Origin of the sequence: Symbioplanes lichenis (genome assembly GCF_030709675.1) — a bacterium.
Classification (GTDB): Bacteria; Actinomycetota; Actinomycetes; order Mycobacteriales; family Micromonosporaceae; genus Actinoplanes; species Actinoplanes lichenis.
Genome location: NZ_JAUZQD010000007.1, coordinates 317,995 through 343,871 on the forward strand (window position 1 = coordinate 317,995; position 25,877 = coordinate 343,871).

Annotated in this window: 24 protein-coding genes; 19 read left to right on the forward strand and 5 right to left on the reverse strand. The window is 72.1% G+C overall.

Going from position 1 to position 25,877, the window contains the following annotated elements:
• Window positions 1–11 precede the first annotated feature (11 nt).
• Window positions 12–929 carry an RCC1 domain-containing protein gene (locus RAN62_RS19055; protein ID WP_305786037.1) on the forward strand — a complete coding sequence of 306 codons (918 nt, stop codon included), beginning with the start codon at window positions 12–14 and terminating at the stop codon, window positions 927–929.
• Here RAN62_RS19055 and RAN62_RS19060 read toward each other — a convergent pair.
• On the reverse strand, window positions 835–2,757 hold the full coding sequence (locus tag RAN62_RS19060) for a hypothetical protein (RefSeq protein WP_305786038.1): 1,923 nt from the start codon (window positions 2,755–2,757) through the stop codon (window positions 835–837). The two genes, RAN62_RS19055 and RAN62_RS19060, sit on opposite strands and share 95 nt — an antisense overlap.
• Before the next feature lie 128 nt (window positions 2,758–2,885).
• Here RAN62_RS19060 and RAN62_RS19065 point away from each other — a divergent pair, with 128 nt between their 5' ends.
• Together RAN62_RS19065 and RAN62_RS19070 are read left to right on the forward strand one after the other, a co-directional pair.
• Window positions 2,886–3,275, forward strand: a complete 390-nt coding sequence (locus RAN62_RS19065) for a tetratricopeptide repeat protein (RefSeq protein WP_305786039.1) — start codon at window positions 2,886–2,888, stop codon at window positions 3,273–3,275.
• Window positions 3,276–3,285: 10 nt separating this feature from the next.
• Window positions 3,286–3,570, forward strand: a complete 285-nt coding sequence (locus RAN62_RS19070) for a Smr/MutS family protein (RefSeq protein ID WP_305786040.1) — start codon at window positions 3,286–3,288, stop codon at window positions 3,568–3,570.
• 53 nt (window positions 3,571–3,623) lie between these two features.
• Here RAN62_RS19070 and RAN62_RS19075 read toward each other — a convergent pair whose 3' ends face one another.
• Window positions 3,624–5,975 carry a M28 family peptidase gene (locus tag RAN62_RS19075; protein WP_305786041.1) on the reverse strand — a complete coding sequence of 784 codons (2,352 nt, stop codon included), beginning with the start codon at window positions 5,973–5,975 and terminating at the stop codon, window positions 3,624–3,626.
• Between the two features lie 61 nt (window positions 5,976–6,036).
• Here RAN62_RS19075 and RAN62_RS19080 point away from each other — a divergent pair, with 61 nt between their 5' ends.
• From RAN62_RS19080 to RAN62_RS19120, 9 genes are all read left to right on the forward strand, one after another.
• The gene (locus tag RAN62_RS19080; RefSeq protein ID WP_305786042.1) at window positions 6,037–6,384 is read left to right on the forward strand and encodes a hypothetical protein; all 348 of its coding nucleotides are present in this window, start codon (window positions 6,037–6,039) and stop codon (window positions 6,382–6,384) included.
• 139 nt (window positions 6,385–6,523) lie between these two features.
• Window positions 6,524–7,714 carry a PP2C family protein-serine/threonine phosphatase gene (locus RAN62_RS19085; protein ID WP_438874517.1) on the forward strand — a complete coding sequence of 397 codons (1,191 nt, stop codon included), beginning with the start codon at window positions 6,524–6,526 and terminating at the stop codon, window positions 7,712–7,714.
• A complete protein-coding gene (locus RAN62_RS19090; protein ID WP_305786043.1) occupies window positions 7,711–9,306 on the forward strand; it encodes a sensor histidine kinase in 1,596 nt (531 codons plus the stop codon). The genes RAN62_RS19085 and RAN62_RS19090 overlap by 4 nt, the downstream gene beginning before the upstream one ends.
• A complete protein-coding gene (locus tag RAN62_RS19095; protein ID WP_305786044.1) occupies window positions 9,303–9,758 on the forward strand; it encodes a response regulator in 456 nt (151 codons plus the stop codon). The genes RAN62_RS19090 and RAN62_RS19095 overlap by 4 nt, the downstream gene beginning before the upstream one ends.
• Window positions 9,751–10,557, forward strand: coding sequence for an inositol monophosphatase family protein (locus RAN62_RS19100; protein ID WP_369077174.1), 807 nt, complete (start codon window positions 9,751–9,753; stop codon window positions 10,555–10,557). The genes RAN62_RS19095 and RAN62_RS19100 overlap by 8 nt, the downstream gene beginning before the upstream one ends.
• 65 nt (window positions 10,558–10,622) lie before the next feature.
• Complete coding sequence (locus RAN62_RS19105; protein ID WP_305786045.1) at window positions 10,623–11,372, forward strand: SDR family NAD(P)-dependent oxidoreductase; 750 nt, start codon at window positions 10,623–10,625, stop codon at window positions 11,370–11,372.
• A 63-nt stretch (window positions 11,373–11,435) separates the two neighbouring features.
• Window positions 11,436–12,440 carry a coiled-coil domain-containing protein gene (locus RAN62_RS19110; RefSeq protein WP_305786046.1) on the forward strand — a complete coding sequence of 335 codons (1,005 nt, stop codon included), beginning with the start codon at window positions 11,436–11,438 and terminating at the stop codon, window positions 12,438–12,440.
• Window positions 12,441–12,482: 42 nt separating this feature from the next.
• The gene (locus RAN62_RS19115; protein WP_305786047.1) at window positions 12,483–13,985 is read left to right on the forward strand and encodes a fused MFS/spermidine synthase; all 1,503 of its coding nucleotides are present in this window, start codon (window positions 12,483–12,485) and stop codon (window positions 13,983–13,985) included.
• Between the two features lie 10 nt (window positions 13,986–13,995).
• Entirely contained in the window at window positions 13,996–15,732 is a 1,737-nt protein-coding gene (locus tag RAN62_RS19120; RefSeq protein ID WP_305786048.1) for a serine/threonine-protein kinase, read from the forward strand.
• A 26-nt stretch (window positions 15,733–15,758) separates the two neighbouring features.
• Here RAN62_RS19120 and RAN62_RS19125 read toward each other — a convergent pair whose 3' ends face one another.
• A complete protein-coding gene (locus RAN62_RS19125) occupies window positions 15,759–16,460 on the reverse strand; it encodes a potassium channel family protein (protein ID WP_305786049.1) in 702 nt (233 codons plus the stop codon).
• A gap of 8 nt (window positions 16,461–16,468) precedes the next feature.
• A complete protein-coding gene (locus RAN62_RS19130; protein ID WP_305786188.1) occupies window positions 16,469–17,767 on the reverse strand; it encodes a TrkH family potassium uptake protein in 1,299 nt (432 codons plus the stop codon).
• A 359-nt stretch (window positions 17,768–18,126) separates the two neighbouring features.
• Between RAN62_RS19130 and RAN62_RS19135 the strand changes: the two genes are divergently transcribed.
• Together RAN62_RS19135 and RAN62_RS19140 are read left to right on the forward strand one after the other, a co-directional pair.
• The gene (locus RAN62_RS19135; protein WP_305786050.1) at window positions 18,127–18,852 is read left to right on the forward strand and encodes an SDR family NAD(P)-dependent oxidoreductase; all 726 of its coding nucleotides are present in this window, start codon (window positions 18,127–18,129) and stop codon (window positions 18,850–18,852) included.
• 172 nt (window positions 18,853–19,024) lie between these two features.
• Window positions 19,025–21,181, forward strand: a complete 2,157-nt coding sequence (locus tag RAN62_RS19140) for a RecQ family ATP-dependent DNA helicase (RefSeq protein ID WP_305786051.1) — start codon at window positions 19,025–19,027, stop codon at window positions 21,179–21,181.
• Between the two features lie 13 nt (window positions 21,182–21,194).
• On the opposite strand, the gene RAN62_RS19145 is transcribed toward RAN62_RS19140, so the two are convergent.
• Window positions 21,195–22,310: a C40 family peptidase gene (locus RAN62_RS19145; protein ID WP_305786052.1), complete on the reverse strand. Its 1,116-nt coding sequence runs from the start codon at window positions 22,308–22,310 to the stop codon at window positions 21,195–21,197.
• An 85-nt stretch (window positions 22,311–22,395) separates the two neighbouring features.
• Between RAN62_RS19145 and RAN62_RS19150 the strand changes: the two genes are divergently transcribed.
• The 5 genes from RAN62_RS19150 to RAN62_RS19170 all read left to right on the forward strand — a co-directional run bounded on the left by RAN62_RS19150 (window position 22,396) and on the right by RAN62_RS19170 (window position 25,799).
• Window positions 22,396–22,698: a metal-sensitive transcriptional regulator gene (locus RAN62_RS19150; RefSeq protein ID WP_305786053.1), complete on the forward strand. Its 303-nt coding sequence runs from the start codon at window positions 22,396–22,398 to the stop codon at window positions 22,696–22,698.
• Between the two features lie 107 nt (window positions 22,699–22,805).
• Window positions 22,806–23,018, forward strand: coding sequence for a heavy-metal-associated domain-containing protein (locus RAN62_RS19155; protein ID WP_305786054.1), 213 nt, complete (start codon window positions 22,806–22,808; stop codon window positions 23,016–23,018).
• Entirely contained in the window at window positions 23,011–24,396 is a 1,386-nt protein-coding gene (locus tag RAN62_RS19160; protein ID WP_305786055.1) for a DUF8832 domain-containing protein, read from the forward strand. The genes RAN62_RS19155 and RAN62_RS19160 overlap by 8 nt, the downstream gene beginning before the upstream one ends.
• Before the next feature lie 441 nt (window positions 24,397–24,837).
• The gene (locus RAN62_RS19165; RefSeq protein WP_305786056.1) at window positions 24,838–25,503 is read left to right on the forward strand and encodes a biliverdin-producing heme oxygenase; all 666 of its coding nucleotides are present in this window, start codon (window positions 24,838–24,840) and stop codon (window positions 25,501–25,503) included.
• Between the two features lie 2 nt (window positions 25,504–25,505).
• Window positions 25,506–25,799, forward strand: coding sequence for a DUF2470 domain-containing protein (locus RAN62_RS19170; RefSeq protein ID WP_305786057.1), 294 nt, complete (start codon window positions 25,506–25,508; stop codon window positions 25,797–25,799).
• Window positions 25,800–25,877: the final 78 nt, after the last annotated feature.

Consider the following 25,877-nt stretch of genomic DNA (forward strand, 5'->3'; position numbering starts at 1 on the left):
GTTAAATCGGCGTGTCAATCGAACCAGTGCGGCTGCGCCGCTGGGGAGTGGTCCTGGCGATCCTCCTCGTGGTCATCGTCCCGGCCGGGCCCGCCGCGGCTCGTGGGGAGCAGCAGGGGCTCATCGCCACCGGGGGCGCCCACTCCTGTGCGATCACCGGCGCGGGTGATCTCTACTGCTGGGGCGACGACAAGTACGGGCAGCTCGGCGACGGTGCCCGGGCGCACGCCTTCGCCCAGCCGGTCCCGGTGCTGGGCGGGATGACCGAGGTCGCCGCCGGGCGGGCGCACACCTGCGCGCTCGATGCCGGGGGACGCGTCTACTGCTGGGGCGACGGCTCGCTGGGCCAGCTGGGCGTGCCGGGCACGATCGGATCCACGACCCCGCTGTACGTCCGGCTGCCCGGCCCGGCGACGCACGTTGCCGCCGGTGGGGACGCCGGCTGTGCGACTGTTCGCGGCGGGGGCTCGTACTGCTGGGGTGCGGGCCTGGGGCTTGAGCCCCGCGCGGTGGACACTGTCCCGGCGATCGACAGCGACGGCGCCCACGGGTGTGCGGCCGGCGCTCAGCACAGCGTCTACTGCTGGGGCGCCGGTGACGAAGGGCAGCTCGGCGCCGGGAACACTGTCATGTCGGCCGTACCCGTGCAGGTCAGGAACTTGCCGCAGGAAGCCGGCGGCGCGCCGCTGCTGCCGGTGACCCGCATCCTGCAGCCCGTCGCCGCGACCGACGGCCTGCCCCTGACCGAGGTACGCCCGGTCGCACTGATCTCCGTCGGCACGATGCTCGTGGCGGCCGGCCTGGCCGCGCTGCTGGTCCGGCCCGGATCTCGCCTCAGGACGCCGTCTCGAGGACCGCGTCACGGACCACGTCGGCGCCCGGCTTCAACCGCTCCGAGTGGTACACCCGATTCCAGTTCGTCCACGTGACGTGCCCGGCGGCCAGGTCGGTGCCGGACGCCGAGACGGTCACGCCGACGCCGGGGCTCGCGACCGCGCCGATCATGTGCTTCGACGGGTCGGTATAGCCGAGCATCCCCCACGGCACTCGCACCACCAGGTCGTCGCCGTCGCGATGCCAGAGCGCCCGGCTGTCCTCCTCCGGCGGCCCGAAGCGCAGCAAGCCCGTGTCCTGCCCCGCCGGCTGGAAGCGCCGCCATCCCTCTTTCCGCAGGTACGCCTGCCCAGCGCGCCGCGTCACGTCCAGCTCGAACGCGGCGTCGGCCGCCCGGTTGCCCGATCCGGGGGCCGGTGGCCCGTGCACGCCCGGCAGCACGTCGAAGCCGAGCGTGAGCTGGGCCGGCGTGGGGCTGCCGAGACGCACGCGCAGGTGAACGTACGACTCGTCGACCCGCGCGGTCACCCGGCGCGCGGGCCAGGCGGTGTCGTCGTCGAGCAGCTGCTGCGGCCCGGCGTCGGGCGAGCCCGCCGCGTCCATGGCGATGAGCCCGAAGCCCTGGGCGGCGGTGAGCGGGTCGTGCCACAGCTGCCGCCGCTCACCGTCCTGCTGCCCGGCCGTGTTCCAGGACGACCGGAACCACTCGTCGGCCCACCCGGCGAGGAAGCCGCCCGCCAGACCCTGGTCCTTGAGCAGGCGGAGCAGCTCGGCGTCGATCGCCATGGCCTCGCGCTCGCTGTGGTCACCCTCGCTGCGGCCCAGCGGGGCGTCGTGGGCGGACCCGATCGCCGACGGTACGCCGAACTCCGTCACCAGGGTCGGCATGGTGCTGTGGCGCTGGCGCAGCGCGGCGACATATCCGGCGTACGGGTCCGCGCGCCCTTGATAGCGATAGCTCAGCAGCCGGGTGGCCGAGTCGGGCCAGAACGGGTACGCCGCGTAGCTCGCGAACGTTCCACCGGGCCACGTGGACGTCATGTGGTTCGTGCCCTCGCCGTCCGCGGCCGCTATGGGCGGGCTGTAGCCGGCTGCCGCCTCGTAACCCGCCAGCTCGTCCATCCGGGCTGCCAGCCGGCGCTCTCCCGGTGTGGCGCTCGGCGCACTGCGGAACCACTTGCCCCGCGCCGGCCCGGCGGTTTCCTCTTCTCCGGCGGCCTCCGGTTTCTCTTCTCCGGCGGCCTCCGGTTCTTCTTCTCCGGCGGCCTCTGGGTCAATGATCCAGCCGGTCAGCCAGGGCCCGGCGTCGGTGTCCCAGGTGCCGCTCGCCCGTCCCGGCCGGGCGCCCCGCTTCAGCCCGCCGTGCACCGCGTCGTGGGCATCCCGCAACTCGGCCGGAGAGACGCCCTGCATCAGATAGAGCGGCTCGCCGGGATTCGCCCGGTTGAAGGCGACCAGCTCCCGATAGAACGCGGGCGGATGGATCGTCGCGATCCGGACCACGCGCAGCCCGAGCCAGCCCATCGCCGCGAACCACCGCCGGTACTGCTCCGCGGTGATCGCCAGCTCGCCGGGCAGGTGACCCGGCGTGGTGCTGCCCAGGTTGACGCCGGTCAGGAACGTGATGTCGCCCCCGGCGGTGTGCAGCGCGAACCCGTGCTCGTCCGCGGTCGCGACGCTGCTCAGGCCGTGGGTGACGACCGGGGCGGGCGCCTTCGAGCGGCCCACCGGCGGGGAGCCGAGCGCGTCCATGCCGGGGATCGACCACGCGACCGTACGGACGGCGGGGCGCGGCGTGGCCCCCGCGAGGAAGAGGCACATCGCGAGCGTCACCAGACCCACCAGCACCGCCTTGAGCCGGGCGGGCCGGGGCCGGGGCGGCGCCTGCACGAGGTGCAGCGGGAAGTCCCCCACGAAGAGCATTCTGTGCCCCGACAGTTGCGGCCTGGGCGGAAATGTCGGGAAGGTGGAGGGGCTGGAACACTCGCCGTTCGTCCTCGGTTGTGCCAGCGTTGGTCAAGTCGGCGGCGCGCGAGCGTGGGGAGCGGTTCGTGGATCTTCTCGAGGAGTACCGCAGGGCAACGTTCACCTTCGAGTCCGGCGACCCCCTCGGGGCGGCCCGGATGCTCGAGCCCATAGTCGAGGCCGAGCCGCACAACTCCGCCGTCCGGCTGCTGCTCGCCCGGGCCTATTTCAACTCGGCCCAGTTGCAGCGGGCCGAGGAGCAGCTGCGCGCGCTGGTCGAGCACGACCCGTCCGACCACTACGCGCACCACGTGCTCGGCCGCACCCTGGAACGGGCCGGCCGGTTCAGCGAGGCCCTGCCCCACCTGCGCCTGGCCGCGGCGATGAAGCGGCACGACGACTACGACGAGGCGCTGCGGCGGGTGGAGGCGTGGGTCGGCAAGAACGGCGGCCGCACCGCCTACGCCGCCGAGTAGGGTTTCCGGCGTGAAGCTCAAGCTGGATCTCCACGACATCTTCAACAAGGGCACGGAGATCGACAAGGCGCTCCGCGGCATCATCGACGAGGCCATCCAGAAAAAGGCGACCCTCGTCGAGATCATCCCGGGCAAGGGCAGCGGTCAGCTCAAGAAGAAAGTGATCCGCTTCCTCGACCAGAAGGAGATCAAGCAGCTCTACCACCGGGTGGAGAAGGACGGCGACAACTGGGGCCGGCTCTTCGTGCACTTCAAGTTCAACGAGTCGACGGGTCGCCGGGGCCGGGGTCGCTGAGCGTCCGGGTTCTCGCCCGGGTCGCTGGATCGTCCGGGTCCTGGCCCGGGTCGCTAGATCGTCTGGGTCTTCGCCACGGTGAGCATGTCGGAGGTGTGGGTGCCGGCGACGCCGACGGTGGCCGGGCGTGGCTGGAAACCGGGGAGCCCGGTCAGCCCGTCGCTCGCCGACATCAGCCGGAGCCGCATGGGGCCGGCGCCCGCCGCGGTGAGCGTGACCTCGACGCCCTCGGCCGGCGCGTGGAAGACGAAGCCGAACCCCCAGCCGCCGCCGGCCTTCCGGCCCACCGGCACCGGCTGCCCGCCCGCCGTGGCCGCGACGATAGTCGTCTCCTCGGCCACGTGCAGCGTGACCAGGCGGGCGTCCCGGCCCGGGACCAGACGCAGCCGGACCGTACGCCCCTGAGGCGCGTCGGTGCTGCTCAGCACGGTGACCGCCGGGGCGGGCAGCGGGGCGGCCGGGGCGGGACCCGAGCGCACCTTCTCGTCCCCAAAGGCCGGCAGCGTGGCGGTCACCGCGGCCGGCTCACCCGAGACGTAGCCGGCCGTCCAGTCGCTCAGGTCGGCGGACTCGCTCAGCCAGCGGGCCTGCCCGGTGTCCGCGTCCAGGGCGTACATGAGGTGGGTGGGCTCGGGGTGCCGGGCGTCGAAACGGTCGGTCACCATCCCGGCCGCCACGCACGCCGCGGTCGCCACCAGTGCGGTCACGGTCGGTAAGGCCCCGGCGCGGCGCGCACGCAGGGCGACGAGGCCACGCTGACCGCCCGCGGCCGGGTGCAGCAGGTCGGCCACGGGCAGCAACGCGAAGGCGAGCAGCGCGGTGAGGAACGCGCCCGCCGCGGCGAGGTTCATGCCCAGTGCCGGGAAGAAGAGCACCAGGGTCGGCAGGAGCACGACGACCGCCACCCCACCGGCCACGGTGACCAGCAGCGGGGGCAACCAGCCGCGCGGGTGCCGGGCGCCGAGACCCGCCAGCGCCCCGGCCAACGCCGGCAAAGCGGTCAGATAGGAGCCGCCGGGCGCCACGGCCGCGAGGACGATGCCGAGCACCGCGAGCCACGCCAGACCCGCGAGGGCCAGTGCGGCGGGGGACAGGCGGCGGCGCAGCACGGCGTACCAGGCGAAGACCGTCGCCAGGGTGAGCGCGACGACGGCCAGCCGGTACCACCAGGGCCGGTACGGATCGACGGGCATCTCGGCGTACCCGGGGCGCATGGTCTTGATCGTCAGCCACAGCAGCTGGGCCAGGGCCGGGGCGAGCAGCAGCGGCCCGAGGGCGGTGGCGAAGGCGACCGCCTGCCGGCGCGCCGACGCGAGGCCGCGGCGCCGGATCAGCCAAGCCAGCGCGAGCACCGCGAGCACCGCCGCGGCGGCGATGGGCCAGGTCAGGGCACCAGGATAACGGGCGAGCCCGCCGAGCAGCGGGAAATAGGTCGCGTCCTGCCCGGAGCGCAACGCGGGCAGGTTCTCGTCGCCCAGCTCCCGGGCGAGCGCCAGCAGGTTGTCGCCCTCCTGCTGCAGCGTGCCGCGGTCCACGGTGGAAGGCGTGTCCAGCGGCGTGTGGTACCAGGCCACGCCCTCGATGTAGGCGCTGTTCAGGCCGGTGAAGCCGCGGCCGAGGAACGCCGTGAAGTCCGTGTTGTTCGGCATCATCCGGTAGACCTCGACCGCCAGGGACGTGCCGATCGGGTGCGGGGCCCGGCCGAAGACCCCGATCAGACCCGCGTTGCGGGCGGCTGTCTCGAACATGACCGAGGGGCCGGCGCTGCCCCGGGCCTCGAGGTTGAGGACGATGCCACCCTGCCGGGCGTACGGGTGCTGGTCGGCGAAGGCCTTGGCGCCGCAGAGGCAGCCCTCCTCGCCGTCGGTCAGCACGAGGACGATGTCGTTGCGCGGGCGCGGGCCGGTGACGAGGGCTCGCGCGGTCTCCAGGACGGCCGCCACGCCGCTCGCGTCGTCGTTGGCCCCGGGCCCGTTCTGCACCGAGTCGTAGTGGGCCACGAGGAAGACTCGCCCGGTCGGCGCCGTGCCCGGCAGGAGCGCCACGATGTTGCGTACCCGGGCCATGCTCGCCCCGCCCGCGCTGGACGACAGCGCCGCGCCCTGCACCGACACGGTGTCCTGCACCCGGGCGTCGAGACCCAGCCCGCGCAGCGTGGCGACCAGCTGCTCGCGGACGGCGTCGTTGGCCGGGCTGCCCAGCGGGTGCGGGCGGGCGGCGACGGCCTCGACGTGAGCGAAAGCACGTCCGGCGCTGAACTCGGCCGCCGGAGCATCGGCCGGCCGCGCGGCGGGCGGCCGGATACTCGCGAGCGCGTACGCCCCGAGGCCGGTCAGCGCGGCGACGACAGCGAGCGCGGCCCAGCCTCGGCGCCGGGGGTGGGTGAACGCACGATCGGCGGCCACGGGCTCCTCCTCCGGGCGGGTGGTCGAGCGATCTTACGGCCGGGTGGCTTACTTTTGTCCCGTGACTGCCCCGCTCGATCCCGCCGCCGTCCTCTCGGAGTTCGTCGAGCGGGTGGCGCCCTACGACCCGGCCGCCGGCGCCTCGCCTGTGGCGGTGCTCGGCGTGCGTACCGCGCTCGGGGAGGCGACGTTCCAGCTCAGCGACCATGTGCTGCGGGCGATGTGCCGGGCCCTGGAGGTCTATCGGGACCCGGAGGACCGCGGCGACTGCACGGCCTGCGGCGGCCGCCGGCTCGATGACAACCTGCACTGTCTCGACTGCGGACGGTTGCACGGCATCCTGGGCCAGGTCATCGCCGACCACGCCCGGCGGGTCGCCGAAGAGGCAGCCCGGGAGCACTCGGCGTGATGCTTGCCACCGCCGATGTTGTGTCCCCGTCAGGTGTGGTGGACGATCAGCGAGTCACGCCCCCGAAGGAGTCCGTCATCAAGTCCATCCGCCCCGCCGGTGCCGTGGTCCGGCTGCGCCCCCGGGGCGTGGTGACGCCGTGACCGAGCTGGCCCCGCCGCGCCCCGCCATGAAGGCGCCCGAGCGGCTGCGCGTGCTGCTCGTCGAGGACGACGAGGGCGACGCCTTCCTGGTCCGCGAGCTGCTCGAGGAGGCCGGCGCCTCCTTCGACCTGCAGGTCGCCACGACGCTGCGCGAGGCGCAGTCGCTGATGCGCGGCATCCAGTGCGTGCTGCTCGACCTCGGGCTGCCCGACGCCGAGGGCATCGACGGCCTGCGCAAGCTGCTCGCGGTCGCCGGCAGCGCGGCCGTGGTCGTGCTCACCGGCCGCTCCGACGAGCACCTGGGCGTGGGCGCGGTCGCCGAGGGCGCCCAGGACTACCTGGTCAAGGGTCAGGTCGACGGCGTGCTGCTGGCCCGGGCGCTGCGCTACGCCGTCGAGCGCAAGCGCGCCGACGAGAATGCCCAGCGGCTGCGCGAGGTCGAGCTGCGCCAGGCCGAGTCGGCGCGGCTCGAGCGCGGCCTGCTGCCCCAGCCGCTCATGCGCACGACCGCGGTCGACGTGCACACGTTCTATCGGTCGGGCCGGGCGATGGGCCTGCTCGGCGGCGACTTCTTCGACGTCGTCCAGGTGGGTGACGACAAGCTGCACGTGATCGTCGGCGACGTCTGCGGGCACAGCGTCGACGAGGCGGCGCTCGGCGTGGAGCTCCGGGTGGCCTGGCGGGCGCTCGTCCTCGCCGGGGTGCCCGAGGACCAGGTGCTGGGGTCACTCGAACAGGTGCTCATGACGGAACGGCGGGCCCGGGAGGTCTTCGCCACGGTCGCGATGGTTTCGCTGGACCTGAGGGGTAACAAGGCGACCGTACGGCTGGCGGGCCATCCGCCACCGGTGTTGCTCGCCGGCGGCAAGGCCGTGCCGGTGACCGCGCGCACGGGCATCGTGCTCGGTGTGCGCCCGACCCCGACCCCCGCAACCGACGTGGAGCTCACCGCAGATGACTGGTCCCTGCTGATGTACACCGACGGCCTGATCGAGGGTCACACCGGCCACGGCAACGAGCGGCTCGACGTGGAGGGCCTCTGCGGTCTGCTCGGGGAGCCCGCCGCCGCCCAGGTGCCGCTGGCTGCTCTCCCGCCGTGGCTGGTCGGCCGGGCCGAGCAGGGCAACGGCGGCCCCTTGGCCGACGACGTGGCCATGCTGCTCATCTCGTACGGCGGTGGCCGATGAGCTGGACCCAGCTGGGCACCTGGACGTTGCGGCGCCGGGTGCTCGCCCTGTGCGTCCTCGTCGGCGTGGTGCTGTCCCTGCTGGGCGTCGTCGCGGCGGTGACCGCGGCCGACAGCAACAGCCGGGTCGACGACGTCATCAACCGGGCCAGCCCGATGCGCGCCGCCGGGGAGCGCCTCAGCACGGCCCTGGTCGACCAGGAGACCGGCATCCGCGGCTTCGCGATCAGCGGCGAGGAGGCCAATCTCAAGCCCTACACCGAGGGGTTGACCTCCGAGAAGGAGCAGATCGCCACCATCGACCGGCTGCTCGCCGACGGGGAGCAGGACGACCGCATCCGGGCCGACCTGGCCGAGGTCGAGCGGCGGGTGCAGGCCTGGCACGCCGAGGTCGCCGACCCGACCGTCGAGGTCATCCGCACCCAGGGCGCCGAGGCCGGCCAGGCCCGCATCAAGGCCGGCACCACCACCGCCTTCGACGCCGTCCGCTCCTCGATCGACGTGATGCAGCAGGACATAGGCGTGCTGCGGGCCGAGTCGGCCACCGCCGCCCGCGACGCCAGCTCGCAGATGGTCGCCATCCAGATCGCCGCCGCCGGCATCATCATCGTGGCCGGCGTGGTGCTGATGCTGCTGCTCGACCGTCTGGTCGGGCGTCCGGTCACCGAGCTCGCCGACCAGGTGCGCGAGGTGGCGCAGGGCGACTACGACCGGCACATCGAGAGCCACGGCGCCCCCGAGCTGCGCAGCCTCGCCCACGACGTCGACGGCATGCGGCGCCAGATCGCCGCCGAGCTGACCGAGGTGCGCGAGGCCCGGCAGCAGATCGAGTGGGTCAACGACCAGCTCAAGCAGCAGGCCGACGAGCTGACCCGGTCCAACCGTGACCTCGAGCAGTTCGCCTATGTCGCCTCGCACGACCTGCAGGAGCCGCTGCGCAAGGTGGCGAGCTTCTGCCAGCTCCTCCAGCGCCGATACGCGGGCCAGCTCGACGACCGGGCCGACCAGTACATCGCCTTCGCGGTCGACGGCGCCCAGCGGATGCAGCGGCTGATCAACGACCTGCTGGCGTTCTCCCGCATCGGCCGGCTCACCTCCGGCTTCACCGACGTCGACCTCAACAAGGTCCTCGGCGAGGTGAAGTCGCAGCTCGAGCCCCGGGCCGGCGACAACGCCGAGATCACCTGGGACGCCCTGCCGACGGTCGAGGGCGAGGAGCCGTTGCTGACGACGCTCTTCGTCAACCTGATCGGCAACTCACTGAAGTTCAGCCGCCCCGACGTGCCGCCCGTCATCAAGGTGACCGGCGCGCTCGACGGCGAGGAGTGGCGCATCAACGTCCGGGACAATGGCATCGGGATCGAGGCCGAGTTCGCGGACAAGGTGTTCGTCATCTTCCAGCGGCTGCACGCCCGGGACGCCTACGAGGGCACGGGCATCGGACTCGCGATCGTCAAGAAGATCGTCGAATACCATGGCGGACGGATCTGGCTCGACCTCGACGTCACCGAGGGCACCTCGATCTGGTTCACGCTGCCGGTGCTCGCGGGTGTTCCCGTGCAGGAGAAAGCGAAAGAGGTCACCACATCATGACCGCTGCCATACGGCCGGACGGAACGCCCATCGAGGTCCTGCTCGTCGAGGACGACCCGGGCGACGTGCTGATGACGCAGGAGGCGTTCGAGGAGCACAAGGTCCGCAACCGGCTGACGGTCGTGTCGGACGGCGCCGAGGCCCTGTCCTACCTGCGCCGCGAGGGTCAGTACGAGGGCGCCGTCCGCCCCGACCTGATCCTGCTCGACCTCAACCTGCCCCGCCGCGACGGCCGCGAGGTGCTGGAGGAGATCAAGAAGGACGACCAGCTCTGCCGCATCCCGGTGGTCGTGCTCACCACGTCCGCCGCGGACGAGGACATCCTGCGCAGCTACCAGCTGCACGCGAACGCCTATGTCACCAAGCCGGTCGACTTCGAGCGGTTCATCGCGGTCATCCGGCAGATCGACGAGTTCTTCGTTAGCGTCGTGAAGTTGCCGCCGCGTGCGTGACGACATGCTCGACCGGGTCGAGGAGCTGATCCGGGAGGTCGCGCAGACGATCGTCCTGCCGCGCTGGCGGCACCTGGGCAGCGACGAGGTGCACCAGAAGGGCCCCGGCGACCTGGTGACGATCGCCGACCAGGAGTCCGAGCGTGCCCTGACAGCCGGCCTGAAGGCGCTGCTGCCCGGCTCGACCGTGGTGGGCGAGGAAGCCGTCGCGGCCGACCCCGGTGTGCTGCGGCGCACGGGCGACGCGGGCGCCGTCTGGATCGTCGACCCGGTCGACGGCACGAACAACTTCGCCGCCGGCAAGACCCCGTTCGCGGTGATGGTGGCGCTGCTCCAGGACGGCGAGCAGGTCGGCGCGTGGATCCTCGACGTGGTCAGCGACCGCATGGTCCGGGCCGAGGCCGGCGGCGGTGCCTTCGCCGACGGTGTGCGGATGAAGACGCGCGCCGACGCTCCGGCGGCCGACGCGCTGACCGGCACGGTCTCGCACAACCACTTCCCCGAGGACCTGCGCGACCGGGTGGCCGCGGGCGCCGCGAAGTTCGCCGGTGTGAGCGCGGGGCACCACTGCGCCGGCTACGAATATCCGGCCGTCGTCCTCGACGAGCAGCAGTTCGCCGTCTTCTGGCGGATCCTGCCGTGGGACCACGCGCCGGGCTCGCTGATCGTGCGCGAAGCCGGGGGCACGGTGCTGCGGCTGGACGGATCGCGTTACTCGCCCGCCGAGGACGGCCCGGGCCTGCTGGTCGCCCCGAACGACGACATCTGGCACACCGTCCGCGGCACGTTGCTGTCCTAGGCCGGATCCGGCCTGCTCACGTTCGCACTGCGGAGCGGGCCGGGGGCCGATATTAGGGTGCTCGCATGGCTTCGTACCTCGATCGGCTTTTCGGGCTGGACGGGCGCACCGCGCTGGTGACCGGCGGGAGCTCCGGCATCGGCCGGGCGATGGCCGCCGCCCTGCATGGGGCCGGCGCTTCGGTGATCCTGGTCGCGCGCCGGCCGGAGCCGCTGGCCGCCGTCGCGGACGAGTTGTCGGCGACCTTCCTGACGGCGGACCTGGCCGACCGCGACGATGTGGCCCGGGTGGCCGCCGCTGCCGACAAAGTGGACATCCTGGTCAACGCGGCGGCGGTGAACGTGCGGCCGCCACTCGACGAGCTGACGACCGCCGACTGGGATCTGACGCTCGCCGCCAATCTGACGGCGCCGTTCCTGCTGGGGCAGGCCTTCGGGCCGGCGATGGCGGCCCGGGGCTGGGGCCGCATCATCAATGTCGTCTCGCAGCAGGCTTTCCGGGCGTACGGAAACAGTGGTGCCTATGGTGCCGCCAAGGCCGGCCTCGTCGGGCTGACCCGCTCGCAGGCCGAGGCGTGGTCCGCGCGCGGCGTGACCAGTAACGCCGTGGCGCCCGGAGTCGTCCGCACCCCGTTGACCGAGGAGACCGTTTTCGCCCATCCGGGGCGTGCCGAATCTCACGCGCGCCGGACGATGATCGGGCGCAACGGGCTGCCCGAGGATTTCGCCGGAGTTGCCGTATATCTGGCGAGCGCCGCCGCCTCTGCTGTAACCGGGCAGACACTCTTCGTCGATGGTGGATATTCGGCGACATGATCGACCTGCCTTCGCCACCTCCGGCACGGTAAAGTCACCGCGCTCACTTGGAGGAGGTAGATCGTGGCGGCGACGCTCCTGCACCGGCTGAAGCCTGTGCTCGCCCTGGTCACCGCGGCCGTCGTGCTGCTCGTGGCACCCCCGGCCGCGCACGCGGACCCGGAGGACGAGGGTGGCACCAAGGCGCTGCGCACGGCGCTGACCTCCGCCTCCAAGGGTTACAGCCAGGCCAAGCAGAGACTCGCCGCGTCCAAGAAGCGCCAGACCCAGCTGAAGGCCGCGCAGACAGCGGCCGAGGGCAAGGAGGCGGCGCTGCACGACCGGGTGCAGGAGATCGCCGCCCGGTCCTACATGCAGGGCCGCTTCAGCACCATGTCACTGCTGCTCAACAGCAGCTCGCCGGACGGCTTCATGGAGCGCTCGCTGCGCCTCGACCAGCTCGCCCAGATCGACGGGCAGACGCTCAAGGGCTACAGCGAGGCCGCGACCACCGCCGCGAAGGCCACCAAGGCCATCGAGGTCGAGATCAAGGAGCAGCAGAAGCAGGTCACGATCATGGCCAAGAAGAAGGAGCAGGCCGAGGCGGCCCTGGCCGCGGTCGGCGGGGTGACCTCCGCGGGCTTCGGCACCGGCGGCTCCTCCGCCAAGCCCGCTCCCCGCAACTCCGACGGCTCCTGGCCCAAGGAAGGCTGCACGGTCAACGACCCGACCTCATCCGGCTGCATCACGCCGCGCACGCTCAACGCCTATCAGCAGGCGCAGGCGGCCGGCTTCAAGCGCTACACGGCCTGCTTCAGCGAGCGGGCGTCGGGCGAGCACCCGCTGGGCCGGGCCTGCGACTTCTCCGCGGCGTCCGGCGGCTTCGAGAACGTCGCCGCCAGCGGGGGCGACAAGACCTACGGCGACAACCTGGCCGCGTACTTCGTCAAGAACGCCGACCGCCTCGGCGTCATGTACGTGATCTGGTACCGCGAGATCTGGATGCCCAGCACCGGCTGGCGCTCCTACAGCCCGTCCGGTGGGCCGTCCGTCGTGCACACCAACCACGTGCACCTCTCGATGGAGTAGTCACCAGCGGACTCACAGGTGATCACCGGTACCATTCCGCCGATGGAGTCCCCGCGATCCCTCCCGACCGGTCTCGCCACCGCGCTGGTCTTCGTCGCCAGCGGCGCCGCTCTGGTGCTGGAGATCGTCGCGCTGCGCCTCGTCGGCCCCTACGTCGGGGTCACGCTGCAGGTGAGCAGCTCGGTGATCGGCGTCTCGCTGGCCGCGATCGCTTACGGGACCTGGCTGGGCGGGCGCCTCGCCGACAAGCTCGACCCCCGGCGACTGCTCGCCCCGGCCCTGCTGCTGGCGGCCATCGCCACCGCGGTGACGCTGCCGCTGGTGCGCTGGGGCGGCGAGCTGTTGCGTGGCGGCGCGGCCGCGGCAGTGCTGCTCCTCGCCGCGCTCGCCGTCTTCCTCCCGATGCTCCTGCTCTCCACGATCACGCCGCTGACTGTGAAGCTGCAGCTCAGCGATCTGAGCCGGACCGGGGCCGTGGTCGGCCGGCTGTCCAGCGTCGGCACGCTCGGCGGCATCACGGCCACCCTCGGCACCGGCTTCATCTTCGTCGCCGCCATGCCGAGCAGCTGGATCGTCCTGACCACGGCGGGGCTGCTCGCGGTGGCCGGCTTCGCCCTCGGCTGGTACCTGCGGCGCAGCCCCGGCGTCACCGCGGAGGGCAAGCCCCGGACCCGCGCGGCGCTGGTGACGATCGGGCTGGTCGGGGCGGGACTGGGCGCCGCCGCGCCGACCCCCTGCGACGTCGAGACCGCCTACCACTGCGCACGGGTCGACGCCGATCCCCAGGTGCCGGGCGGCCGGACGCTGCTGCTCAACTCGGCGCGCCACTCGTACGTCGACCTCGACGACCCCACGCACCTCGAGTTCGCGTACGTGCAGTGGCTCGGCGCCCTCATCGACGCCCAGAAGACCAGCGGCGCCCCGCTCGACGCTCTGCACCTGGGCGGGGGCGGCTTCACCGTGCCGCAGTACATCGAGGCCATGCGCCCCGGCAGTGATCAGCTGGTTCTGGAGCTGGACGGCGGGCTGGTCGACCTCGACAAGAAGGAACTGGGCCTGCGTACGAGCCCGCAGTTGCGCGTCCGCGTGGGTGACGCGCGCGTGGGCCTCGCCGCGCAGGCCGACGCCGCGTACGACGTCGTGGTGGGTGACGCGTTCGGTCACCTCGTGGTCCCGTGGCACCTCGCCACCCGCGAGATGGCCGCGGACATCGCCCGGGTCCTGCGCCCCGGCGGCCTGTACGCCCAGAACGTCATCGACTACCCGCCCAACCGCTTCATCCGGGCGGAGCTCGCCACGGTCGCCGATGTCTTCCCGCACGTCGCGTTGATCGCGCCGAAGGAGGCGCTGGCGGGCGAGACCGGCTCGAACTTCGTCATCGTGGCGGCCGCGCAGCCGTTGCCGCTGGAGGAGATCCGGCTGCACCTCGACCTGGTCGACGAGCCGGTCGAACTGGTGTCCGGAGCGGCGCTCGACGCCTTCGTCGACGACGCGCGGGTGCTGACCGACGACTACGCGCCGGTGGACCAGCTGCTCGCGGGCTGATCGTCGCTGTTTGCGGGAAGCCGCCTGGCGCGGCTTTCTCTCGCGTAACAATCAGCACATGGGGTGGCTGGCGACGGGCAGGCGGGGAAGCCTCATCGGCGGCCGGTACCGCCTCGTCGAACGGCTCGGCACCGGCGGCATGTCCGAGGTCTGGCGCGGGCACGACGAGGTGCTGGGCCGCGAGGTGGCGGTCAAGCTGCTGGCGCCCCGGCACGCGGACGACTTCCGCTTCCGGGCCCGGCTGCGGCAGGAGGCGGTGGCGGCCGCCCGGCTGTGCCACCCGCACGTGACTGGGGTCTTCGACTTCGGCGCCTTCCCGTACGTGGTCATGGAGCTCAACGACGGCGAAGCGGTGGCCGACCGCCTCCGCCGCGACGGTCCACTGCCCTGGCGCACCGCCGTCACCGTGGCCGCCGAGGTGGCATCCGCCCTGGCCATGGCCCACGCCCGCGGCATCGTGCACCGCGACGTCACCCCGGCCAACGTTATGCTCACCGGGTCCGGCGCCAAGATCGTCGACTTCGGTATCTCGGCCGTGAGCGGCCAGCGCGACGCCGCTCCCGACGGCAGCCTCCTGGGCACGCCCGCCTACCTGGCCCCGGAACGGCTCAGCGGCGGCCCGGTGGCCCCACCCGCCGACGTCTACGCGCTCGGTCTCCTGCTCTACCGCATGCTGACCGGCGGCTTCCCCTGGCCGGCGGACAGCACCACCGAGGCATTACGCGCCCACCTGTACGCCGACCCGGCGCCCCTCCCGCCGCTGCCCGGCCTGCCGCCCGAGGTCGCCGACCTGTGCCTGCGCTGCCTGGCCAAGCAGCCGGAGAACAGGCCCGGGGCGGAGGAGGTCGCCACCGAGCTGGCCCGCCTCGTCGGGCTGCAGCCGGTCATCCCGGCCGCGGCCGAGCCCGCCCGCCCCGCCGTCCGGGTGGCCGTACGCCCCCGCCAGCGCCCGGCGCTCTGGCTGCGCGCGAGTCTGCGCCTCGGGCAGTCATTGCGGCTGGGAGTGCCGCGTCCGCTCGGCGGCGGGCTCTTCGCGGTGACCGGCCGGCGTGGCTCCCTGTCGCGGCTGTCGGACCTCATCCTCTCCGGGCGTCACCGCCTGCACGCCGCGGCGGCCACGGTCGCCCTGGTCGCCGCCCTGGGCCTGGTCTGGACCTCCACCCGCGAACCCGTCGACGTCGCCACCGCCCAGGCCGCCGCCGCGGGTGCCGCACCCGTCCCGCACGGCACCGGCTGCAAGGTGCGCTACCGCGTCCAGCGCGACTCCGGCACCGACTTCGGCGCGCAACTGACCGTCATCAACACCGGCGAACACACGCTCTCCGAGTGGCGCCTGGTCTTCAGCTTCTCGGGCGGCCAGCGCCTCACCGACGCCCCCAAACGGCTCTCCCAGCAGGGCCGCAAGCTGGTACTCCGGGCGAAGAAGGGCGTCGCGCTCCGCCCCGGCCGGTCCGCGAGCGTGTCCCTCAGCGCGAGCTACCGGGCGACGAACCCCCTGCCGCTGACCTTCTCGCTGAACGGCCACGAATGTCAGGCGGAGATCCTCGGCGCCGTGGCCGCCCCGGAGGTCTCGGAGCCCTCCCGCGACCGGCCGTCCCGCTCCGTCCGCGCGCCCCAGCGCAAGGAGTCGCCGCGCCCGCCGGCCCCGTCCCTCCCCACGAACAAGCCGTCACCGGAGGTAACCACACCCTCCTCCGGCTCGCCGGTGCCCCGCTCCCAGGGCGACGGCTTCTCCACCTCGATCTGACGACCGCTGCCGGCTTGCCGGTGCGATCAGTCCTTGGTAACCCCGGCGAACCGCTCGACCTTGGCCGTGTCACCCGCGACTATCAGCAGGCAGCCCTCCGGCACGACGGTCTCCGGCCGGGCGTAGGTGAAGTCCTCGCCGGGCAGCTTCGTCCCGACCACGGTGACGCCCCACTTGCTGCGCAACCCGATCTCGGCCAGCGATCGCCCCACCGCCTCCTCGGGCGCCCGCACCTTCGAGATCGCGAACCCGTCGTCGAACTCGATGTAGTCCAGCATCCGCCCGGTGATCAGATGCGCGACCCGCTCGCCCATCTCCGACTCGGGGTGGATCACGTGCCGGGCGCCCACCCGGGACAGGATCTGGCCGTGCTTCTGGCTGGTCGCCTTGGCCCAGATCTCGCTCACCCCGACCTCGGCGAGGGTGAGTACGGTCAGCACGCTGGTCTCCAGGTTCGTGCCGATCCCCACGACCGCCCGGGAGAAGTCCTGCACCCCGAGCTGCCGCAACGCGTCGGTGTCCGTGGCGTCCGCCTCCACGACGTGCGTCAGCCGGTCCGACCAGTCCTGCACGATGCGCGGGTCCGAGTCGATGCCGAGCACCTCGTGACCGAGATTGACCAGGGACTCCGCGACCGAGCCACCGAACCGTCCCAGGCCGACCACCACGACGTTGTCGGACGTCTCCGGCATGCTGCTCTTCTCCTCGTTGTCGTTGCGTCTCGCCATGCTGCCCCTCATCCCACCAGCGGTCGTTCCTCGGGGTAGCGGTAGAGCCGGCGCCGCGTGTTCAGGGCGATGGCGGTGCCGACCGCGATGGTGCCCACACGCCCGACATACATCAGCAGTACGAGGACCAGCTGCGCCGACGGCGGCAGATTCGGCGTGATGCCGGTGCTCAGGCCCACCGTCGCAAACGCCGAGGTCACCTCGAACAACGCCCGGTCGAACGGCACCCCGTCGGTCAGCGCGATCAGTGCCAGGGTGCCCGAAGCCACAAGAGCCACGCCCAGCAGGGCGACCGTGATGGCCTGCCGTTGCGTCTCCTCCGCGATCCGCCGCTTCCTGATCACCACGTCCGGCTCGCCGCGCAGTTCCGCCCAGATCACGAAGGCCAGCAGCAGGAAGGTCGTGATCTTGATGCCGCCCGCCGTGCTCGCGCTGCTGCCGCCGATGAACATCAGCCCGTTCGTCACCGCGATCGTCTCGGTGTTCATGTTGCCGAGGTTGACGCTGTTGAAGCCGCCCGAACGGGTCATCACGTCCTGCGTGAACGCGGCCAGCACCTTCGTGGAGGCGCCCAGTGGCCCGAGCGTGCCCGGGTTGCTCCACTCGAACGACAGGAACACCAGGAACCCGGTCACGCTGAACAGCACCGTCCCCCACACGGTCAGCCGCGTGTGCGTGGACCAGCTCCCCGGGGTGCGCCACTCCCGGGCCAGCTCGAACATGACGGGGAAGCCGATCGAACCGGCCAGCACCCCGAGCGCCAGCGGGACGCAGATCCACCAGTCGCCGACGAACCGGACCAGGCTGTCCGGGTAGAGCGCGAACCCGGCGTTGTTGAAGGCCTGCACCGCATGGAACACCGCCTCCCAGACGGCGCGTCCGAACGGATAGTCGTACGTGAGCCAGAAGCGGAACGTCAGCACCACGCTGATCAACGCCTCGGACACCAGCATCACCAGCGCCACGCGGATCAGCACGCCGCCGATGTTGCCGCCCAGCCCCGCGCTCTCCGCCTGGGCCATCAGCCGCCCTCGCAGCCCGAGCCGCCTCGACACGAGCAGGCTGAGCAGCGTCGCCAGCGTCATGATGCCGAAGCCGCCGATCTGGGACAGCACGGTCAGCAGGACGAGCCCGAAGCCCGACCAGTACGTGGGCGTGTCGACAACCGCCAGCCCGGTGACACAGACGGCGCTCGTGGCCGTGAACAGCGCCGTGACGAACGGCGCATGCCCCGGCTCAGCCCGCGCCGCCGGCAGCATCATCAACACCGTGCCGATGCCGATGGCTCCGAGAAAGGCGAGGGGCACGATCCGCGCCGGATACCGCCACGGTGACCGTCCGCGCACTCGACAACCTCCGCCTCACCCGATGTCCCCGGTCAGGGTGCCCTACTCGGCGGCCCGAATCGAGAAACATTCCCGCGCGTCGCCCGCCGCGCGCACGGCCCGGACCTCTGTGCCCGTCCGGACCCGGTCATAAGCCTCCGCAACCAGGGTCGACCCCGTCTCCGACGCCGCAGTCGGCCTCTCGCGCGCGCAACGGTCGGTTGTCCCGGTTCCGCGGTCGGCCCGCCGCAGGCTTCGCGGGCGGTTGTCTTCGGCGCCGCGGGCGGCTGTCACTGGCTCTCCGCCGGCTGACTCCGGCGCACGACGATAGAGTCGGCGGCATGGCGAGGCTTGCGGTGGTCAGTGGGGGCGGGACGGGCATCGGGCGGGCCACGGCCGGCATGCTGGCGGGGGAGGGCTACGACGTGATCATCGTCGGGCGCCGTCCCGAGGTGCTCGACGACGCGGTCAAGTGGATCGGTCCGCAGGCGTCCGCGGTCGTCGCCGACTGCTCGGATCCGGATCAGGTGCCCGCGGTCGTCGACGCGGTGGGCGGCCGCGAGGTGGACGTCCTCTTCAACAACGCCGGTGCCTTCATCTCCGGCGACGACGCCACGCTGGCCGATCTCAAGGCGCGCTGGCACGCCGCCTTCGACTCGAACGTCACGTCCGCCGTGCTCATGACCGAGGCCCTGCGCCCGCGGCTGCGCCGGCCGGGTGCCCGGCTCATCCTGGTCAGCTCGATCGCCGCCCAGCGCGGCGGAGGCGGCCCCTATTCGGCGGCCAAGGCGGCCCTGCACGGCCTGATGTTCGACCTCGCCGCCCAGTTCGGCCCCGACGGCATCACGGCGAACGTCATCGCGCCCGGGTATGTGACGGACAGCGAGTTCTTCGACGGCCGCATGACCGAGGAGGGCCACCGCCGCCGGGTCGACGCGAACCTCATCAAGCGCCCCGGCGAGCCCTCAGACATCGCCGAGGCCGTGCGATGGCTGGCCGGCCCGGGCGGCACCTATGTCACGGGCCAGATCATCAACGTCAACGGCGGGTCCGTGCTGGGGCGTTGAGGCCCGTCGCTGTGAAGTTGTCAAGGTAGGCGAACCATCCGGACGCCGTCCAAGGTGCCACCGTCGCCACGTCCGGTCAAAGTGATCCGGATCGCCCCTGTGGATAACGCCGGAGCCTGTGGACAACCCGATTTTCGTCGGCCCTGGCTGATAGACATGCGGCGTGGCCGAGATGAACCGAGAACCAGTCAGCGACGCCGAGCGGGTAGCCGTCCGCGAGTGCGCCGAGGAAGTTCTGCGCCGGTTGGCCGGCGAGCACGCGGTGCTGCGCGAGGACCAGTGGCGGGCGATCGAGGCCCTGGTCGTCGACCGGCGCCGGGTGCTCTGCGTGCAGCGCACGGGATGGGGCAAGTCGGCGGTCTACTTCGTCGCCACAGCGCTCCTGCGCGACGGCATCACGGCGGAGGCGGACGAGCCACCGGCCGGGCCGACAGTCATCGTGTCACCTCTGCTCGCCCTCATGCGCAACCAGGTGGAGGCGGCGGCCCGGGCGGGCATCAGCGCCCGCACGATCAACTCGGCCAACCTCGACGAGTGGGACGAGATCACCGCCGAGATCCAGGCCGGCACGGTCGATGTGTTGCTGATCAGTCCCGAGCGGCTCAACAATCCGGACTTCCGCGACAACGTGCTGCCCGGGCTGGCGGCGAGCACCGGCCTGCTCGTGGTGGACGAGGCGCACTGTGTCTCGGACTGGGGACACGACTTCCGCCCCGACTACCGGCGGTTGCGCACGTTCCTCGAGGGGCTGCCGGGGCGTACCCCGGTGCTTGCCACCACCGCGACCGCCAACGCGCGGGTGACCGCCGACGTCGCCGACCAGCTCGGTGACGCGCTGGTCCTGCGCGGGTCGCTCGAGCGTGACTCCCTGCGCCTCGCGGCGCTCGACCTGCCCGACCCGGTGCACCGGCTGGCCTGGCTCGCCGATCACCTCGACCGGCTTCCGGGCTCCGGCATCATCTACACGCTGACCGTGGCGGCCGCCACGGAGACGGCCGAGTTCCTGCGCTCGCGCGGCTTCGCGGTGGCTTCCTACACGGGCCAGGTCGAGGACGCCGACCGTCGCGCCGCGGAGCAGGACCTGCTCGACAACAAGATCAAGGCGCTGGTCGCCACGTCGGCGCTCGGCATGGGCTTCGACAAGCCCGACCTCGGCTTCGTGGTGCATCTCGGGGCACCGCCGTCGCCGATCGCCTACTACCAACAGGTCGGCCGCGCGGGCCGGGCTGTCGATCATGCCGAGGTGATCCTGCTCCCGGGCCGGGAGGACGCCGCGATCTGGCGCTACTTCGCCTCGCTCGCGTTCCCGCCGGAGGAGCAGGTGCGCACGGTGCTGAGCGCGCTGGCGCCCGACCGTCCGATCTCGACGCAGGCGCTCGAGCCCATGGTCGATCTGCGTCGCGCCCGGCTGGAGCTGATGCTCAAGGTGCTCGACGTCGACGGCGCCGTCCGGCGTACCCGGGGCGGTTGGACGGCGACCGGGGAGCCGTGGACCTACGACGGTGCTCGCCTGCGCCGGGTCGCGGAGGCACGCACGGCCGAGCAGCAGACCATGATCGACTATGCGGCCACGACCGAGTGCCGCATGGAGTTCCTGCGGCGCTGTCTCGACGACCCGGAGGCGCGTCCCTGCGGGCGCTGCGACCGCTGCGCCGACCCGCTGTACGGTCCCGAGGTGTCGGCGGAAGCGCTGGCGGCGGCCGGTGCCTTCCTGGGCCGGGCCGGGGTGGAGATCGCCCCGAAGAAGTTGTGGCCCAGCGGGTTGCCCGCCGTCGGTGTCTCGATCAAGGGCAAGATCCCGCCGGGTGAGCAGATCCTGCCGGGCCGGGCCGTGGGACGGCTGTCGGACCTCGGCTGGGGCGGTCGCCTGCGCGAGCTGGTGTCCCCGGAGGTTCCCGACACCTCCATCCCGGACGCGGTCGCGAGCGCCGTCGTCGAAGTGCTCAAGTCCTGGGCTCACGGGGACGACGCGTGGGAGCAACGGCCCGCCGCCGTGGTCGCGATGGGCTCTCACCGGCGCCCCGAGCTGGTCGGCAGCCTCGCCGCCCACATCGCCCGGGTGGGCCGCCTTCCGCTGATCGGCACAGTCGTCACCCGCCCGCGCCAGGACGACGGCCCGCGGGGCAACAGTGCGCAGCGGGTTCTCGCTCTGCACGACTCGTTCACGGTGCCGCCCGACCTGGCGGAGGAGCTGGCGCGGCTGGACGGCCCTGTGCTGCTGGTGGACGACCTGGTCGACTCCGGCTGGACGATGACGATCGCCGGCCGGGCCCTTCGCCAGGCCGGCGCGCCGGGGGTGCTCCCACTGGCCTTGGCCGTGGCCGGCTGACGGACGACGACGTTCAGGGGCGGCCGAAACCATGAATGGGCTGAGTATCGATACTGGCGACACGGATGTTCTCGCCGAACTCCGGCGCGTGGATCATCTTGCCGCCTCCGATGTAGACGCCGACGTGACTGACCGGGCTGTAGAAGAAGACGAGATCGCCCGGACGCAGGTCGCGCCGGCTCAGGTGGGCCATCGTGGCGTACTGGCGGGCGGCGTTGTGAGGCAGCGAACGACCGGCCGTGCGCCAGGCCGCGAGGGTCAGCCCCGAGCAGTCGTAGGAGCCGGGGCCGTCCGCGCCCCAGATGTAGGGCTTGCCGAGCTGGGCGAAGGCGAAGGCGACGACGTCACCGGCGGGCCCGGCGACGTATTCGGGGACGGGAATGTCGCCCTGCCCGGGGTAACGCGAGCGGCCCGCGTAGGCGAGCATGCGGAGCTGCTTGAGGGTGGTGACCTCGCCCTCGATCACGGCCTTGCGCAGGGCGAGCTGACTTTGCTGGCGCTGTTGCCGGGCGGCCAGTTCGGTGAGGGCGGTCCGGGTGCTGTTCACCGTGATGCGTGCGGCGCGCAGTTCCTCGGCGGCTTGGCGCTCCTCGGCGGCGAGGTGGTGCAGGACGAGGAGACCGTCGACGAACTGGTGCGGGTCGTCCGCGGTGAAGAGGGCGACCGTCGGCCCGGAGCGCGTGCGTTGATAGGTGCGCGAGAGCAGTGCGTCCATGACTGCTTGCCGCCGCCTCAGCTCCCGGGTCAGGGGGCCGAGGCGGGCGTTGAGCTGCTGGATGCGCAGCCGGGTCGTGCGGAAGTCGTCGCGAGAGTTGTTGTAGTGCTCGACGACCACCTCGAGCTGACGGGCCGCGGCGGTGATGCGCTTGTTGAGGTCCGAGGCGGTCGGGCGGTCCTTGCGGCGGTCGAGGACTGGGAGTGCGGCGGGCGCGGGCGCTGCGGCGGGCGCCAAGGCTGCGGTGGCGAGAGCTGTGTGGGCTGCGGCGCGCTCAGGGGCCAGGGCGGCGAGCGCGGGCGCCGGAGCGGCGGCTGTCTGGGTGGGGTGCGCGGCGGCGGGCGCCGGCAGCATGGCGGCGGTCATGAGGGCGGTCGCGGCGACGTGGAGTGGGAGGGAGTGGGGCACGGTCACATAACGAAACAAATCGGACTTAAGCGACGCAGAGCGGTGAGGCGGCGGGGCGAGTGGCGATACGGGTGGGGGGTATGCTCGGGGCATGAGCAGCGAGCACGAGCACCATGGTCCGCACGGCTACTCGGGGGACAAGGCTGCCTTGCTCGGCCGGTTGCGGCGGATCGAGGGGCAGATCCGGGGGCTGCAGCGGATGGTCGACGAGGACACGTACTGCATCGATGTTCTCACTCAGATTTCGGCCGCCAAGAGTGCGCTGCAGGCGGTTGCTGTCGGGCTGCTGGAGGACCATCTCGCGCACTGCGTGGTGGATGCCGCGCGGGCCGGGGACCCGAGCGCCAAGGTCAAAGAGGCGTCGGACGCGATCGCCCGGTTGATCCGTTCCTGACGGGTCCGGTGCTGATCCGCGCCGCTCGATATCGACGGATGTCCGACGTGCCGTCACGGACGCCGCTGCGAAACAATGGGAAAGTCCGAGGGAAGGAAGCGCCAGCCATGGCCGTCACCAGCACCTACACCGTCACCGGCATGACCTGCGCGCACTGCGTCCAGGCCGTCACCAGCGAGCTCTCCGGGCTGCCGGGCGTCGCGGACGTCCAGGTCGACCTCGGCAGCGGCGCCGTCACGGTGACCAGCGCCGAGCCGCTGCCCGCCGAGGAGGTCCGAGCCGCGGTGGACGAGGCCGGGTACGAGCTCGCCGATGCGTGACCGGTCCGCGCACACCGAGCCCGCCGACGCCGAGCAGGCCAGCCCCGAGAACATCGAGTCTGCGAACACCGTGCCCGCGAACGCCGAACAGGCCAGCCCCGAGAACATCGAGTCCGCGAACACCGTGCCCGCGAACGCCGAGCAGGCCAGCTCCGCGCCCACCGAACCCGCGAACGCCGAGCAGGTCAGTCTCGCGAGCGCCGAGCCTGCCAGCGCCGAGCAGGTCAGCGCCGTGCCGGCCGTAGCCTCGACCGCCGACAGCGAATCCGCTGCGGTCGCTGAGTCGGCGGGCGCCCGGTCCGCTGCTTCGACAGTCGAACCGGCCGGGCCTGCCGGGGTCAAGCCTGGCGGGGGTGGGCCGGGCGATGGTGAGCCGGTGGAGATCGGGCTGAGTGGCGGTGGGGCGCCGGGCGAGGTGCGGGAGCGGAGTGCTGCTTTCCGGCTGGCGATGTTCGGGGCGTTGATCGTGGTGGTGCTGTTCGCCGGGTACGGGATCGGACGGCTCAACAACTCGGTGGAGAACGCCGCCACGCCGGCTGTCACCGGACCGGCCGGTCATGACATGGCGGGGATGGCATCGGCGGCCCCGCATGACGACACCGGGGCGGCGCCGCATGTGCACAACACGGATGGGACGGTCACTCAGGTCGCCGGCTCGACGTCTACGGCGGCGCAGTCGGTGGGCGGGCTTGCCGTCACGGCGAGTGGGCTCACTCTTGAGCCGGCGAGCACCTCGTTCGTGGCCGGCCGGAGTCAAGCTTTTTCATTCAAGGTTGCCGCTGCGGGTGGGGCGCCGGTGACGACGTACTCGATCGTGCATGACAAGCCGTTGCACCTGGTGGTCGTACGCCGGGATCTCAGTGGTTTTCAGCACTTGCACCCGACGATGGCGCCGGACGGAACGTGGTCCATCGACCTGACGCTCGCGGCGCCGGGTAGTTACCGGGCGATCGCCGACTTCACGGCTGTCGTGGGTGGGCAGCAGACGCCGGCCACGCTCGGTGTCGACCTGACGGCGGCCGGAAACTACGCGCCGGTGGCACTGCCTGCGCCGGCTACCGAGGCGACTGGCGACGGGTTCACGGTGAGCTATGAGGGCACGGCCAGCACCGCGGCCACGCAGCCGATCATCATGACGGTACGTGACCAGAGTGGCGGGTCCGTCGCGCTGCAGCCTTACCTCGGGGCGTACGGCCATCTGGTCGTCCTCCGGGAGGGTGACGTCGGCTATGTGCATGTGCACCCGGAGCCCGCGCTGGTCGACGGGGCCGTCAAGTTCTGGCTGGCGGCGCCGGGGCCCGGCCGGTACCGGATGTTCTTCGACTATCAGGTTGCCGGGAAGGTGCACACCGCTGCCTTCACGACCATTGTGGAATAGCGGCCTGAGCGTCGTGGGAGAGGCGTTGGTCGCCGTCGCGGCAAGACGGTGACCGCGGTGCGAGGAGGCGTTGGCCGCCCTTGTCGGACGGGTCGTTGATCGCCGTCGCCCCTTCGCCTCGTCGCCCAGTCGCCTTGTCTCATCGCCCGTCGCCGTCGCCCGCCGTCGCCGTCGCCCGCCGTCGCCGTCGCCCGCCGTCGCCGTCGCCCGCCGTCGCCCGCCGTCGCCGTCGCCGTCGCCCGCCGTCGCCGTCGCCCGCCGTCGCCGTCGCCCGCCGTCGCCGTCGCCCGCCGTCGCCGTCGCCCGTCGCCCGTCGCCGTCGCTGGGGGAGGGGTTGAGTGCCGTCGGGGAGGAGGGGAGGGCCGTTCAGGGGCAAATTTGTGGATCTCCATTCGGGGTTGCGTTTGTTAGGCTCCCCTAACCAAGCATGGAGGTGCTGCGATGACCCTGGCCGACCCTCCCACTGAGCGGCTGTCCGTCCGGCTGCGGACCGGGACCCGTCCCGATCACGACGCCGCGCAGGGCAGTGGCTTTCTCGACCGGCTCGCGGCGGGGACCTTGCCGCGCGAGGCGTACGCGGATCTGGCCACCCAGCACTGGTACATCTACGAAGCCCTGGAGCGGGCCGCCGGGGCGATGGCCACGGACCCGGTCGCCGGGCGGTTCGTGTTTCCGGAGTTGACGCGGCTGCCGGCGTTGAGTGCCGACCTGCTGCACCTGGGCGCCGGCGTCCCGGACACCGCGCGGCCCGTGGGGTTGCTGGCGGCGACTGCCGAGTACAGGGCGCGGCTGCAGGCGGTGGCCTTCGACCAGCCCTGGGCGTACATCGCGCATCACTACACGCGGTACCTCGGCGACCTCTCCGGCGGTCAGTTCCTGGGTCCGGCCATCGCCCGGGCGTACGGGCTGGCGGGTGACGGGCATCGCTTCTTCGTCTTCGACGGGGTCAAACCGCCAGCCTTCCGCACCCGTTATCGCGAGCTGCTGGACGAGACCGGGTTCACGCCCGCCGAGGAAGACCTGTTCCTGGCCGAGGTCACAGAGGCCTACCGGCTGAACATCGCCGTGCTCGCCGAGCTCAAAGAGCGCTGGGCCCAGGAAGGCTGACCATGACTTTTCCGCCTGACGTCGTCGACCAGGTCGCACGGCACATGAACGACGACCACGCCGAGGACAACGTGCTGATCGTGCGCGGGCTCGGCGGGGTCGGGGCCGCCAGCGCCGCCCGGATGTCCGGGATGGACGCCGACGGGATGGACTTCGAGGCGACGGTGAACGGAATCGCCGTGCCTGTGCGCATTCCCTTCTCCGAGCGGGTCACCGAGCGGCGGCAGATCCGGATGGAGGCCGTGCGGATGTACCAGGAAGCCTGCGCCGCCCTGGGCATCGAGCCCAGCCACTGAGGGCCGCGCGCACTGAGGGCCGCGCGCACTGAGGGCCGCGCGCACTGAGAGCCGCGCGCACTGAGAGCCGCGCGCACT